14 protein-coding genes are annotated in these 12,236 nt (G+C 71.1%); all 14 read right to left on the bottom strand.

The annotated features are described in order from the left end of the window. Positions 1-8: 8 nt before the first annotated feature. The 14 genes from AB0K51_RS09420 to AB0K51_RS09355 all read right to left on the bottom strand — a co-directional run bounded on the left by AB0K51_RS09420 (position 9) and on the right by AB0K51_RS09355 (position 12,232). On the bottom strand, positions 9-911 hold the full coding sequence (locus AB0K51_RS09420; protein ID WP_363452330.1) for a hypothetical protein: 903 nt from the start codon (positions 909-911) through the stop codon (positions 9-11). Next, on the bottom strand, positions 911-5,074 hold the full coding sequence (locus AB0K51_RS09415; RefSeq protein ID WP_363452328.1) for a phage tail tape measure protein: 4,164 nt from the start codon (positions 5,072-5,074) through the stop codon (positions 911-913). The genes AB0K51_RS09420 and AB0K51_RS09415 overlap by 1 nt, the downstream gene beginning before the upstream one ends. A 12-nt stretch (positions 5,075-5,086) precedes the next feature. After that, complete coding sequence (locus AB0K51_RS09410) at positions 5,087-5,389, bottom strand: hypothetical protein (RefSeq protein WP_363452326.1); 303 nt, start codon at positions 5,387-5,389, stop codon at positions 5,087-5,089. A gap of 26 nt (positions 5,390-5,415) precedes the next feature. Then, positions 5,416-6,021 (bottom strand): hypothetical protein, encoded by a 606-nt coding sequence (locus tag AB0K51_RS09405; protein WP_363452325.1) that lies wholly within the window; start codon positions 6,019-6,021, stop codon positions 5,416-5,418. 11 nt (positions 6,022-6,032) lie between these two features. Then, positions 6,033-6,533: a hypothetical protein gene (locus AB0K51_RS09400; protein WP_363452323.1), complete on the bottom strand. Its 501-nt coding sequence runs from the start codon at positions 6,531-6,533 to the stop codon at positions 6,033-6,035. A gap of 154 nt (positions 6,534-6,687) precedes the next feature. After that, positions 6,688-7,128 carry a hypothetical protein gene (locus AB0K51_RS09395; RefSeq protein WP_363452321.1) on the bottom strand — a complete coding sequence of 147 codons (441 nt, stop codon included), beginning with the start codon at positions 7,126-7,128 and terminating at the stop codon, positions 6,688-6,690. 2 nt (positions 7,129-7,130) lie between these two features. Further along, positions 7,131-7,388 (bottom strand): hypothetical protein, encoded by a 258-nt coding sequence (locus AB0K51_RS09390; protein ID WP_363452319.1) that lies wholly within the window; start codon positions 7,386-7,388, stop codon positions 7,131-7,133. After that, complete coding sequence (locus AB0K51_RS09385; RefSeq protein ID WP_363452317.1) at positions 7,385-7,810, bottom strand: HK97 gp10 family phage protein; 426 nt, start codon at positions 7,808-7,810, stop codon at positions 7,385-7,387. Before AB0K51_RS09385 ends, AB0K51_RS09390 begins: the two co-directional genes overlap by 4 nt. After that, entirely contained in the window at positions 7,810-8,208 is a 399-nt protein-coding gene (locus tag AB0K51_RS09380) for a hypothetical protein (protein ID WP_363452315.1), read from the bottom strand. The genes AB0K51_RS09385 and AB0K51_RS09380 overlap by 1 nt, the downstream gene beginning before the upstream one ends. Positions 8,209-8,249: 41 nt before the next feature. Then, positions 8,250-8,660, bottom strand: coding sequence for a DUF6093 family protein (locus tag AB0K51_RS09375; protein ID WP_363452313.1), 411 nt, complete (start codon positions 8,658-8,660; stop codon positions 8,250-8,252). 8 nt (positions 8,661-8,668) lie between these two features. Next, positions 8,669-9,067: a DUF6093 family protein gene (locus tag AB0K51_RS09370; RefSeq protein ID WP_363452311.1), complete on the bottom strand. Its 399-nt coding sequence runs from the start codon at positions 9,065-9,067 to the stop codon at positions 8,669-8,671. A gap of 135 nt (positions 9,068-9,202) precedes the next feature. Beyond that, positions 9,203-10,138: a hypothetical protein gene (locus AB0K51_RS09365; protein WP_363452309.1), complete on the bottom strand. Its 936-nt coding sequence runs from the start codon at positions 10,136-10,138 to the stop codon at positions 9,203-9,205. A gap of 103 nt (positions 10,139-10,241) precedes the next feature. Further along, on the bottom strand, positions 10,242-11,381 hold the full coding sequence (locus AB0K51_RS09360; RefSeq protein ID WP_363452307.1) for a hypothetical protein: 1,140 nt from the start codon (positions 11,379-11,381) through the stop codon (positions 10,242-10,244). Continuing rightward, positions 11,378-12,232: a thiopeptide-type bacteriocin biosynthesis protein gene (locus tag AB0K51_RS09355; RefSeq protein WP_363452305.1), complete on the bottom strand. Its 855-nt coding sequence runs from the start codon at positions 12,230-12,232 to the stop codon at positions 11,378-11,380. The genes AB0K51_RS09360 and AB0K51_RS09355 overlap by 4 nt, the downstream gene beginning before the upstream one ends. Between the last annotated feature and the right edge of the window lie 4 nt (positions 12,233-12,236).

Below are 12,236 nucleotides of genomic sequence, written 5' to 3'. Positions count from 1 at the left end.
GGTGGGGGTCAGAGGGCGGAGTGCGCATCGCGCCAGGTGATGGCGAGGCGGGAGGTGCCGGTGGCGTCCTGCGCGGACCAGCGGATCTCGGAGCGGCCCGCCGGGAGCCGGAACAGGTCCAGGCGGCTCGTCCTGGCCAGGGCGCCGGCGTAGGTGCCCTGCCCGTTGCGGACGATGTTGCGCAGACCGGGCCGGGTCTCGACGTCGAGGGTTTCCCCCGGGCCGAGGGCGACGGTGAACTCCAAGACCGCGTCGGGCTGGCCGTCGACCCAGATCCGCGGGTTGATGACGGGTCCGGTGATCCGCAGTGTCGGCCACGCCGGGCGGTTACCGGTGTTGACGGCCCAGCCGGGCCGGGCCGCCGCGCCGGGGGTGCCGGTGGTGATCGGGGCGCGCAGCGGCGCGGTGAACCCTCCGCCGCTGTGGGCGGAGGTGTCCAGGGACAGGGTCAAACCAGAGGTGGTGTCCGCGTACCAGGCCGGGTCGAACCCGGCGAAGGTGATCTCGACCGGGATCCAGCCGTGCGCGGCGTCGGCGAGGCTGATCGCGCGGGCACTGATCAGCCGCCCGTACTGGCGGCGGGTCGGCTGCCCAGGTCGCTGGACCCGCAGGACGTCCGTCGCCCCGGGGGTGAAGCGCACCTGCGTGTCGGCGGCCTCCTCCAGCTGCGCGAGCCGGTCGAACGCTGCGCCCGGGTCGCCGGGCGTGCGGATGCCTGCGGTGATCCGGATCGAGCGCGGCGCGAGGGTGTCGCGGCCCGGGTAGGAGCCGTCCTCCCCCGGGATCGCCCGGTCCCCGACGTGCTTGTCGGGCGTGCCGATGCCGTCGATGTCGCCGATCAGGACGTCGGTGCCATGGCCGATGAGCACACCTGCCACGTCGATCTGCCAGTCGGCAAGGGTGGTGGTCATCAGGCCCGCCCTCCCCGCTGGAGGTGGCGGAGGCGGCGCATCACGGCGTCGGCGACCTGCTCGCCGGTGACGGCGGAGCCAGTCACGGTGATCGGCATCGAACCGACCAGGGGGCCTGGCGGGGCGCTCTCGCGCACGATCACGGTCGTCGTTGAGGTGCTGCGGCCGGGGACGAGCTTGGCGACAGCCCGGTTCGGCTGTGCGGCACGGGCGCTGACTACTCCACCGTCAGCGAAGTGCAGCTGCCCGGGGGTGCCGTACAGGACGGTCCCGCCGAACCGGTGCGCGATCTGGCCCAGGATCTCCTTCGAACGGGCGCGCTTGGACTCGGCGAGCGGAATGTAGCCTTCGCCGCCGGTCTCCGGCTCCGCCCACACCCGCCAGTCCCCGGCCCGGGCGATCTGGGCGACGTGGCGCTCCCCACGCGGGGGCCGCAGCGCACCGTCGGCGAAGAAGTCCACGACGCCGCCGTCCTTCCAACTGCCCATGCCCGCGATGTGCCGGGAGCCGTCGGAGTTGAGGCCGTCGTAGGAGAAGTGCACGGGGATGTCGACGCTGGACGGGGCGTTCACCGACACGTTGATCGTCTTCTGCCCCGGGATCTCCTTCACCGACATGCCGATCTGGCCGAGCAGGTCGTTGACGGCCTTCATGTCGCCGGACATGAGGGCCTTGGTGAGGTTGGTCGCGGCCTCGCTGCCCTTCGCCTGGGAGACCTGGGCGATGAGGGTGAGCATGCCGCTCCACTCGTCCTTGGAGGTGATGCCGGCGTTGCGGAACGCGCTGACCACGTTGGTCAGATCGGGCGCATCCATCGCCGGGGTGTCGCCCCACAACGTCTTGAGCTGCACCATGGCCTTGTCCACGTCACCCGAGAGGAGGGCCGACGCGAGTGCGTTCGCTGCGTCGAGGCCGCGCGCCTTGGCGAGCTGGTTGATCAGGTCGAGGCCACGGCCGAGGTCGCGCCGTGCGGTGTCGCTGGCGGCGGTGACGGCCGTCGACATGTCGGTCACCGCCATCTGCTGCATGATCTTTCCGAACGCCGCGATGTCGTTGGTCTCGGCCGCAGTTGCCCACGCCCTGGCCGTCGCCTGCCCGTACTTGGCCGCGATCTGCGGAACCTGCTCCAGCCCGGCCCGGTACGCAGCCGTCGACCGGCTGGTGCTCTCATCGATGACCGAGGTCAGCTCGTCAGCGACCTTGCTGTTGCCGGACTGGAGCTGTTTCACCAGCTCATCGAGCATCCCGGCCGAGCTCACCCCGAGCTGCGCGAAGTGGTCGACCAGCTCGGTGCGGCCAGTCACAGCGAGTTCGCTCAGGTTGTGCTGGAAGTCGCGCTGGGCCTGGAGCTGGCGGCGCAGCTCGGCCATGTAGTCGTCGAGTCCGGCGCGGGTGACCTTGGTGAGATCGGCGAGCTGATCAGCTGCCCCCGTCTTGCCCTTCTTGAGGTTGTTGACGAGGTCGCGGGCCATGTTCGCGGAGGCGTCGCCCAGCTTGGCGAAGTGCTCGGCGAGCGGCCCATACCCGTGGGCCGTCAGCTCGTCCAGGTCAGACTGGAACTGCCGGGCGGCCTTGCCCTGGTCTGTGAGCGCCTCGATGTAGCCGCCGACCGACAGCTTCGACACGTCGAGCTGAGCCGCACCGGCGCGGCTGGACGAGGCGATCCTGTCCTGCGCGGCCTTCCACGCATCGGCAGGCTGGACGACGTCGCCCAGCGCCTTCGCGAGGGCCTTCATCTGCTCCGTGTACTTGGGGTTGCCGTTCTTGTCGACGGGCAGTGCCATGTCGGGCGTCCACGCGGCGAGGTTGGCCTGCACCGAACCCTTCACCTTGGCGGTGACGATGTCCATCGCTGCGGCGCTCTCCGCGTCGGCCTTGACCGCGGCATCCCACGACTTCCGGCGCTCCGAGAGGATCTTCTTCGCCACGTCGAACTTCTGGTCGAATCCTTGGAGTTCGGGAGTCCAGGAGGCGGCCTTGCCTATGTCGAGCTTGTCGTTCAGCGCGGCGAGCTTTTCGCCCCCGTCCATCAGGCCGTCGATGACCTCCTCCATCTGGAGGCCCGCGTCCTTGAGCTTCTTCATGTCGTCGCTGTTGGCAAGCGACTCGGCGAGCGCCCGCATGCCGGCGCCGACGTCGTGCTGCTCGCGCTCGGCGCGCAGCGCCGCAGTCAGGTCGTCGGTGACGGCCTTCGCTTTCTGCTTCGACGCCGAGTAGGCCGCGTAGCCGAGGACACCGAGGGCGAGGATGCCGGTCAGGCCGGACACGGCGAGGCTGGTGCCGCGCAGCAGCGCAGGCAGGACCGCCCCGCCGGCCTGTGCCTCGGTGACAGCCGCACGGAACGCGACGAGCTGAGTGGAGAGCTGGGCGATCCCGGCGCGGGTGACGAGGGCGACCGCACCGAGGGCGATGAGCACGCCGATCGCCGACTTCACGCCCGGCGGCAGGTCGTTGATGGCACCGGCCACCAGGGAGGCGTCCCGGGCGAGTTCCTGGAGGACGGGCAGCAGAATCCGAGCGATGTCCATGCCAGCGGCCGACGCCTTGTTGCGGAACAGGTCCCACTGGCCGCCGACCGTGTTCATCTGGAGGGCGTACGCCCTCTCGGTGGCTTGGGCACGCTCCACCGCGTTGCTGATCGCGCCGTAGGTGTCGGCGTAGTTCTTGCCGTCGGCGGCAGCCAGCGCCAAGGCGGCCCTGACCGCCCTGATGTCCTTGAAAAGATTGACCGTTGCCTCGGCCTGGCCGCCGGTCGCCTTCTCGATCTTGCCCATCACGACGTACAGGCCGTCCTGGGCGAGCGCGGTGGCCGCGCTCTCGTACCCGAGGTCGCTGATCAGGGCGGCCAGGTCGCCGGTGGGCTTCATCAGCCTGGACATCAGCATGTTGAGGCTGGTGGCGGCCTCGGCCGCGGGGATGCCGGACAGGGTGATCGCCGCCAGGGCGGACGACAGGTCGGCGAAGCTGATGCCGGCGGCGGAGGCCATCGGCACCACGTCGCCGAGCTGCTGTGCCAGCTCCTCGAAGCTGATGACGCCCTTGTTGACGGTCTGGAACATGATGTCCATCACGTCGCTGGCCTGGCTGGCGGGCAGGCCGTACGCCTTGAGGACGCCCAGCAGCGCCGTCGCCGATATCTCGGTGGTCGTCAGACCGGCAGAGGCGCCCTTCGCGGCCACCTCCACGATCCCCAGGGCCTCCGCGCCGTCGAATCCGGTACTGACGACCTGGTACAGCCCCTCCGCCAACTGCTTGGCGGTCTGTGGCAGTTCAGTCGAGAGCCGGACGATCTGGTCGGTGAATGCGCCAACGTTGCGCCCGTCGATCTGGTTGGAGATGGTCAGGACGTTCGCCATCTCCCGCTCCAGGGAGATCGCCCCGGCGATCCCGGCAGCGAGGATCGCACCGAGTACCAGCCCGCCCTTGACCAGGCTCGACAGGCGGGCGGTGGTCGCGGCCTGCGCCGCCGCAGCAGCCTCGGTTTGCGCCCGGCCGAGTTCGATCGCCGCCGCGCCCGCTCGCCGGGCGGCCTGCTCCTCCGTCGTCGCCAGCGTCGCGCGGGCGGTGCTCGCCGCCGCGGCGGCCTGTGCCGCTCCGGTGCTGGTGCGCTGCGCCAGGACGGCGGCTCGACCGGCGGCCTCCTGCGCGGCGGCAGCGCGGGCAGCTTGTGCGACCTGCGCCTCACTGGCCCGGGTCGCGGCCTCGGCGGCGGCGGCCGCGGTTCGCTGCGCTGCGACTGCCCCCGCGCCAGCGGTGGCCTGGGCGCGAGCAGCCATCGTCTGGGCGATCTCCTGCGCCCGTGTGGCGCGGGTGGTCGCCTCGATCGCGGCGGTCTGCTCCGCCTGCGCCCGGGCGGCTGACTGCGCCGCAACAGCCTGTGCCCGACTGGCCTTCTCTGCAGCGGCGGTCGCGGCCTGCTGCGCGGCGGCGGACCGCTCCGCCGCCGCGCGCACTGCCTGCTGGGATGCCGCGGCTTGCTCGGCGGCCGCGGCCTGAGCCCGGCCGAGGCGCACCGCCGCAGCTTCCAACCGCCCCATCTCAGCCCGGGTCGAGGCCAACTGGCCGTCGAATTGCCTGAGTTGCTGCCCGCCGCCGCGCAGCCCGGACGTCAACCCGCCCAGTTCCGCCTGAAGCTGGACGTACAGGGTGTAGGCGCCCGCCACCGGACTAGCTCCTTATCTGGGCCGCGCCAGCAGCCCGATCTTCACCCCTCGACCGTCGGCCCCTTCCGGGACCTGCTCCATCTCCATCTCCAGGACCTCGCAGCCCAGGCAGCGGTGCGTCTGCGCGACGTACGCCTGCCGGTCACCGCCTCGGTCCGGGTCCCACTCCTGCGGCCGGGTACCGCAGCCCTCGCAGACGTCCCGCTGGTACGCCGCCCACGCCAGCGCCTTCTCCCGGTCGAGTGCCGTCCACCGGCCGCCCACAGCGCCCATCAGCTGCGAGTGCGGGATGCGGTACGTCTCGCACAGCTCCATCTCCGCCCTGAATGCCGGGTCGGAGATCAGCCTTTTCCCAGGTCAGCCCGGGTGTGTTGGTTGACGAGCATCGCGCCGGTGAACAGCACCTTGGCGTCGGCGTCCGCCCACTCGTCCAGGAGCAGCTGTGCGTCCTCCACGCTCATACCGTCCACCTCGGTGCCGGCCTCGTCCCGCTCGACGTGGCTGGCGGCGATCAGCGCCGCCGGGAACGTGAGCACGTTGTAGTCCATGTTCTGCTCGGCCTGCTCCTCGGTCGGCGGGTGCTCGGCAAGCAGCGCCTCCCACACCGGCCGGGGCAGCGCCCGGAACGTCACCGCGATCGTGGCGTCCGAGAGGCGCTGCTCGGCCGTGGCGAGGAGGGAGCGGGCGATGACGACCAAGGGCTGCGACTCCACGTAGGAGTCGACCTGTCCGGCGTCAACGTCGTTGGCGGCGGCAGTGGTTCGTGCTTCGGCGAGCGCCTTGGCGAGCTTGAGCTGCGCGTCGGTGACGGCCAACTTGGCCTCGTCGTCGTCGCAGATCCGCACGGTTCGCTCCGGCAGCTTCCGGGCCCGCAGCCGGGCCATCTTCGCCCGCCAGTGCGCGTCCGCCGCGACCGCCGCCGCCGGCGGCTCGATGATGGTGGTCATCGCCCGCCCCCTCAGCCCGCAGCGGCGGCCGGGACCGCAGCGTCCAGGGTCGGGCTGTCCGTCACGGCGAAGACGACCTTGAACTTCGCCGGCTCCGTTCCGGTGCTGTACGCGGCGGCCCGGCTGGCCACCCGGACGGGGAAGGAGTCCAGGCTCTTGGACCCGGCGACGTCTCCCTTGCGCAGGATGACGATGAAGCCCTCGACTCCCTTGGCGAGCAGGGTCTCCACGACCTCGCTCGACAGGTCCTCGTAGAACGTCAGCGAGCTGGTGGCCGCCTTGTCCTCGCCGGGGATGCTCGAAGCGAAGGTGTTTCCGAGGTCGGGGGTTTCCAGGGGGGTGTTCTCCAGCGCCCAGCCTTCGACGTCGGAGATGAGCTTCGACAGGTCGGTGGAGCCGGGACCGCCGGTGAGTTCCGCCCGGGTCGGCACGTTGGTAGCCGCCGCGATGGCCTTGAGGAAGAAGATCCGGGTGATGCCCCGGCGCATGAAACGCTGCTGCGTGCTCGCCACGCTCGACTCTCAATCCGGGGATAGGGGCGCCCGGAGAGATCACCGGAGACCCGTCCCCTGGGGAAGCGCCCAACTGGGCGTTCAGGAGTCAGCCCGTGCCGGTGGCCGGGCGTCCGTGTGGGTCTCCACGGTGAGTTGGTGCAACGGCAGCAATTCAGCTGCCCGGCGTAGTGACGTGCAGGACGAACCGCTGTACGTAACTGTATACACCCGACGCGACGCTGATCCCCTCGTCCTTGTCGAGTTCCCGCCCGATGATCACATGTCCGACGGCGGTGATCGGGGTGACGAAGGCCCCAACTGAGGTCCTGCCGAGCAGGGCGGTACGGACCTTGTCGGCCATCCACTCGGCTTGCTCCGCTGTCGTGCCGATGCTCGTCACCTGGTAGATCATCCGGGCGTCACCGTCGGCGTCGCCGAACGGAGGTCCGTCGCCGCTGGTGCCGCCGAGGGGGTAGAGCACGCAGTACGGGATCGTGTTGCCGGTCGGTTTGTCGGCGGCCAGCGGCGCGGCCCCATAGCCGCAGCTGCGTCCGGTGCTGGCGACCAGCGCGGCCTGGACCCCGAGGGAGACAACTCGTGCCTGAACAGCCACTACTACTCCCCCTCGTCCTGTGCGGCGACGACGCGGGAGGCCGTGAGGTTCCCCGCCAGGTCGAGGGAGGCGTAGCGCACCATGCCCTCCCGGTCCCAGGGGCTCATGTCGTGGGGCGAGGTCTCCACAAACAGGCCAAGCCCGCCGTCTTCCTCATCGAGGACCTCGATGAGGAAGACAGCCCGCGAGATCATCCCGACCCCATGGGAGCGCAGAACCCCGGCCACCGCGTCGTGGAGGTCCTTGACGAACTGGGTCATCGGCCACCATCCGCGACCCTGCCCAGGGCTGCCAGGAACTCCGGTCGGATGCGTTCCACCGCCGGTCCCACGTGGGGGTAGGGGGGCTGGTTGAAGACCCTGCCGAGGACGTCCCGACCGACGAAGCCGAACTCCAACCGGCGCGCCTGCGGCTTGTTCGTGCCGACCACCGCTTCAACGCCGGTCGCGGTTCGCCGGAGTTCATGCGTCCAGGACCGGCGGTAGTCACCGGTCTGGACTTCGGGCCCGGGACGTCCAGAGGCACCGGCCTTGACCGCAGTCTCCAGCAGCATTGCGTAGTGGCGCACCACCGCAGTGGCTGCCGGAAGCAGCGCCGCCGCCCGCCCCTCCAGCGCGGCCGCGACCTGCGCGCCGTTGCTGTACGCACCCGAGCGGCCGCTAGGGTTCACCGGCGACGCCATCAGCTCTCGTCCTCGAGGACGATCTGCTCACCGAGCGCCCACTGCGCGAGCTGCACGAGAAGCGCCCTCGTGAACTCGTACTGGCCACCGTCCATCAGGTCGTGCCGGTTGAGGACGGCACGCTCCAGCTCCCCCGCATCGATCGCCGCGAGAAACGCCGCAGCGGCCGGACCCGGATCGGGCTCCTCGCCGATGGCGACCCGGGCCGTACCGTCCCAGCCGCCGAAGCGGTGGGGTGCGAGCAGGAGGGTCAGCTCGGGGAGCTGCCCAGCCTCGTGCTGAAGGCTGTAGGCGCGGACGTCAGGGCCCACATCACGGCCGTCCACCTCGACCCGGGCGGTCGGTCCGTCGGTGCTGATCCGGACGCTGCTGCCGCCGGCATCGCTGTTCTGATCCATGCCTTGACCCTAGGAACTGTGCAAGACACCTGTTCAGAGCCCTACGGTGCCACCATCTCGTCCAGCCGTGTCGCTCGGACGACCTGCACGGTGCTCGCCTCACCGGGGTCCAGGACCTGCCAGATCCGGCCCGCGGTCCCGGCGGTCGGCGAAGCGGCCTGCACGACCTCCACCAGGTCGTACCTCTGCGGGATCGGAGCGGCGAGTGGCGTCAGCAGCCCGTACCAACTGGTGCCGTCCTCCAGCCACTTCCCGCCGACCAGCTGCTCCACCGTGGCGAGCCCGTGCGCAGACAGCACCGCCCCCATCCCTTCCCACACCGGAGTGGTCGGCACCGGACCGACCTCGCCGGTGGCCACGTCCAGTACGGCGGTGCCGGTCGGGCGGGAGATCCGCACCAGGTCCACCATGACGGTCGCTTCCAGGTGCTGGCGCACTGCATCCAGGTCCACCGGGGCGGTCATGCCGCACCGCCGGGAGTTCGCTCGATGCGCATGTACGTGGCCCGAACCACCTGGAGGGTCGAGGTCTCCCCCGGGTCGAGGACGCGCCAGACCCGGCCGATCGCCGCACTGTCCTCACTCTCCACCACAGTCACCAGGTCATCGAGCTCGGCGACCGCCGCCGACAGGGGGGTGAACAGCAAGTACCTCGCGTCGCCGTCGTCGCGGTAGGGCTGCCCTTCCAGCCGCAGCACCACCCCCGGCCCTCCGGCCGGCCTGTGAGCTCCCGGCCCCTCCCAGATCACAGTGTCGGGGCCAGGCACCATCTGGCCGCTCTCCGGGTCAAGCACCAGCGGTCCGGCGCGGAAGATCCGGACGACGTCCTTGAGCAGCTTCTTCGCGACAATGGCCGCCACACCGTCAAGGCCCGGGACGGAACCGGTTGTAGGGGTCGTCATACCGCCGACCCTACGAGCCTTGCAAGACAGCCCCGGCTAGCCTCGGCCGACGACGGGTGCCGCCCCGCACCAGGAGGGGCGGCACCTCTCGAATCAGTGGCGGACGGTCTTGACCTTGGCGTTCATCACGTTCCACAGCGCGCTGCGGTCCCAGCGGGTGACCTCCGGGAGGTGGTCGGAGATCGCCTGCACCTCCGGTGACGCCAGGATCTCGGCGCTGACGAGCGCGGTCAGCAGTTCCTCGGTGACGTAGGTTCGGTCGATGGGGCCGAGGCCCGCGGGCGGCAGGTCCTCCTCCGGGATGCGCTGGCGCTCCTTGTCGAGACCGTGTCCGGTGCTGGGCCGGTCCGCGCCGGCCTGCTGGAGGACGGTGGCCGCGTGTCCGCCCACCCACACCATGCCGCGGTAGGCGAGCATCCGGTCGGCCTGGTCGTCGGGGCGGAAGACGCCGTCGTCGCCCAGGACGGAGCGGTCGAGGGCGTAGGCGCGGTCGGCGACGTTGTTCATGGTGAGCGGGGCGCGTCCCTCCGGCCAGGCGTTCCAGTCGCCGCTGATGAGGGCGAGCCGCTTGTCCTTGACCATGTTGGAGAGCAGCCAGCGGAGTTGGTCGCTCCGGGCCTCGGGGTTGCCGAAGTTCCCGTGGATGGAGGCGACCGACAGCTTCCGGTGGCTGAGGTCGCCAGCGGCCGGGTCGACCATGAACAGCCGCGCCGTGGCGGGGCGGTGCCGGATGCCCTCCACGTACGGCACCCACTCCTCGTTGCGCCGGAAGACGGCGGTGTCGTAGAAGAGGGCGTTGCGCGACCCGGGACGGACGTTGGGTTCCTCCACGAAGGCCAGGCCGAGCCGGTCGGCGACCTGTTGCGCCTGGCCTTCCTGGAGTTCCTGGAGCGTCAGCAGGTGCGGGCGGATACCGCTGTCCTGGGTGCGCTTCTCAATCAGCTCCAGGAACTCTCGGACCTTCTGGCCGTGCTGGATGTTCCCGTTGACGTGCTCGATGACGTCGCTGGGGAGTGGTGCGGTGCTCATGCGGATGCCTCTCGGTGTCGGGTCCTGGTGGAAGGCGCCGGGGAGTTGCGCCGGACCGACCAGCGGGGGGGTGCCCGCGCCGGTAGCCGTACGGGCGGGCGGGTCACGGCTGCGACGGGGAGAGGGACTTGGCGGCCGCGTTGGTAATGACGGCGGTGGCCAGCGCGAGAGCGGCAGTGATCCGGTCGTCGTGGTCGGTCGTCAGGGTGGCCGGGCCGCCGACGCCACACTCGGCGGCGATGGCTGCCAGTCGCTGGCGCTGTTCGGCGGGCAGACCGTCGGCGAGACGGTGGCGTTCCAGATCGCGGGCGCTATAGCCCTCGGGTGCAGCGAGCGTCCGGCCGACGGCGGCGACATACAGGCGGGCGGCATCGGGGAGTCGCCCGGCGGCGGTGGCGAGGTCGGCGACGGCGAGGGTGAGCCGGGTGTCGAACACCCCGGTGCCCTCCTGCGGGGTGACAGCGGCGTGGGCGCGAAGCATCGCCTCGGCCTGATCGGTGGCCGGGTCGCCGTCGAGCAGCGTGCACGCCACGGTCAGGGCGGCAGCGACCGCCCTCTCCCACGGCTCCTCGGTGGGGGTGTCGTGGACCAGGGCCCGGGCAAGGGCGGTGCGGCCGTCGAGGGCCATGGCGACGGCGGCGACCTGGCGGGCCTCGAACAGGCGGGGGCTGCGGTCGGTGGACTGTCTGAGGTGGAAGTGTGCCTCGGTCCAACGCCCGGCGCGGACCAGGGCACGGGCACCGTCGAAGACTTGGATGCCTGTGAGCCACTGGTGGACGTCGGCGCGGTCGGCGCTGCTGGCGGTCAGCCCGGCGAGCGGAACGATCAGACCGCCGAAGGTTGCGTCGTCGTTTTCGGCGACCGCGCGCAGCAGCTCGTCCAGGACGGCGAGTGCGGCGGTGCCGTTGCCCGCGCGGAGTTCGAGGTGGGCGAGGTTGACGAGGGGTTCGAGGGCGAGGCGAGCCAGTTCGGCGGGCAGCGGCGGGTGGGCGAGGTAGAAGCCGGCGTGGTTGAGGCACAGCACGCGGGCCAGGCCGGGCAGGCCGCGGTCGGAGGCGAGCAGCGCGGCGCGGTTATGGACGCTGGTGGCGGTGGCCGGGTTGTCGGTGTCGGCGGCCTGCCGGGCGAGATCGGTGAGCTGGTGCACCCGCTGATCCAGCGGTGCGGCAAGGGCGTGCCTGCGGGGGACGAGGGGCAGGCGGGCGAGGGCGTCGCCGAGCGGGCCGGTGGGCTGTGCGCTCATCGCAGCACCGCCTCGTTGGCGTCGACCAGGTCCAGGACCGCGCCGGCGGCTGCTGAGGCGAGGGCGGCCTGCTGCTGGTGGGGCAGGCCGAGGCGGTTGGCGGTGAACAGCTGGTGGTGGGCGAGGACGGCACGCTGCCCCCGCCACAGCTGGCCCTCGTCGACCAGGGCTCGCAGGGTCAGGCCGTAGACGGCGAACGCGCCGAACCAGGATGCGACGTGCGCGAGTCGGCCTTCCAGGAGCGCGGAGCCTGGGGTGGTGTCGGCCTTGAGCAAGGTGCGGGTGGCGTCGACCAGACGACGGTTCGGGACGACCAGCTGAAAACCGTCTGCGGGCCGGTTCTCGGCGACCTGCGCCCAGGTGTCGCCGATCTCGTACCAGTCGAATCCGGCACCGCGCATCGCGGTCGTGCCGAGAAGCAGCCACAACTCGGCCCGCTGGTCGGGGACTTCGTCGCGGTGAACGGCTCCCAGGTAGGTGAGGGCGTGGCGGCTGTCCTGGTGGAAGAGGCGATGGGCTGCGGGCAGCGCGGCATGGCCGCCGAAAGCGTAGGTCTCCGGCTCGTAGACGGCCGGGGTCCAGTCGCTGATCATGCCCGCCTCGCGGCACATGTCCAGGGCCTCGTTGACCGCGAACGCAGTGGCCGCGGGCTCCAGGGTGCCAGCGGCACTCTCCCGGTAGCGCAGCCGCCAGCGGTCGCCCTTGCGCAGGAAGTGCCAGGCGTCCAGCAGCCCCTGGTCCTCCAGGGCTATCAGGGCGGGGCCGAGGAGCCGGACGGCGTGCTCCTCGGGGGTGTCGGTGGCCAGGTGCAGGTGGACCTGCGTCCAGACTCGGTCGCCGGTGGCGAGCACGGGT

This window comes from Kitasatospora sp. NPDC049285 (assembly GCF_040678815.1).
Classification (GTDB): domain Bacteria; phylum Actinomycetota; class Actinomycetes; order Streptomycetales; family Streptomycetaceae; genus Kitasatospora.
Note: the sequence above shows the minus strand (reverse complement) of the source record. Positions and strands in the feature narration are given on the sequence as shown.

Coding starts and splice junctions, on each gene's coding strand:
- AB0K51_RS09420 (WP_363452330.1), bottom strand. CDS start 911: ATGACCACCACCCTTGCCGACTGGCAGATCGACGTGGCAGGTGTGCTC.
- AB0K51_RS09410 (WP_363452326.1), bottom strand. CDS start 5,389: ATGGAGCTGTGCGAGACGTACCGCATCCCGCACTCGCAGCTGATGGGC.
- AB0K51_RS09405 (WP_363452325.1), bottom strand. CDS start 6,021: ATGACCACCATCATCGAGCCGCCGGCGGCGGCGGTCGCGGCGGACGCG.
- AB0K51_RS09390 (WP_363452319.1), bottom strand. CDS start 7,388: ATGACCCAGTTCGTCAAGGACCTCCACGACGCGGTGGCCGGGGTTCTG.
- AB0K51_RS09385 (WP_363452317.1), bottom strand. CDS start 7,810: ATGGCGTCGCCGGTGAACCCTAGCGGCCGCTCGGGTGCGTACAGCAAC.
- AB0K51_RS09380 (WP_363452315.1), bottom strand. CDS start 8,208: ATGGATCAGAACAGCGATGCCGGCGGCAGCAGCGTCCGGATCAGCACC.
- AB0K51_RS09365 (WP_363452309.1), bottom strand. CDS start 10,138: ATGAGCACCGCACCACTCCCCAGCGACGTCATCGAGCACGTCAACGGG.
- AB0K51_RS09360 (WP_363452307.1), bottom strand. CDS start 11,381: ATGAGCGCACAGCCCACCGGCCCGCTCGGCGACGCCCTCGCCCGCCTG.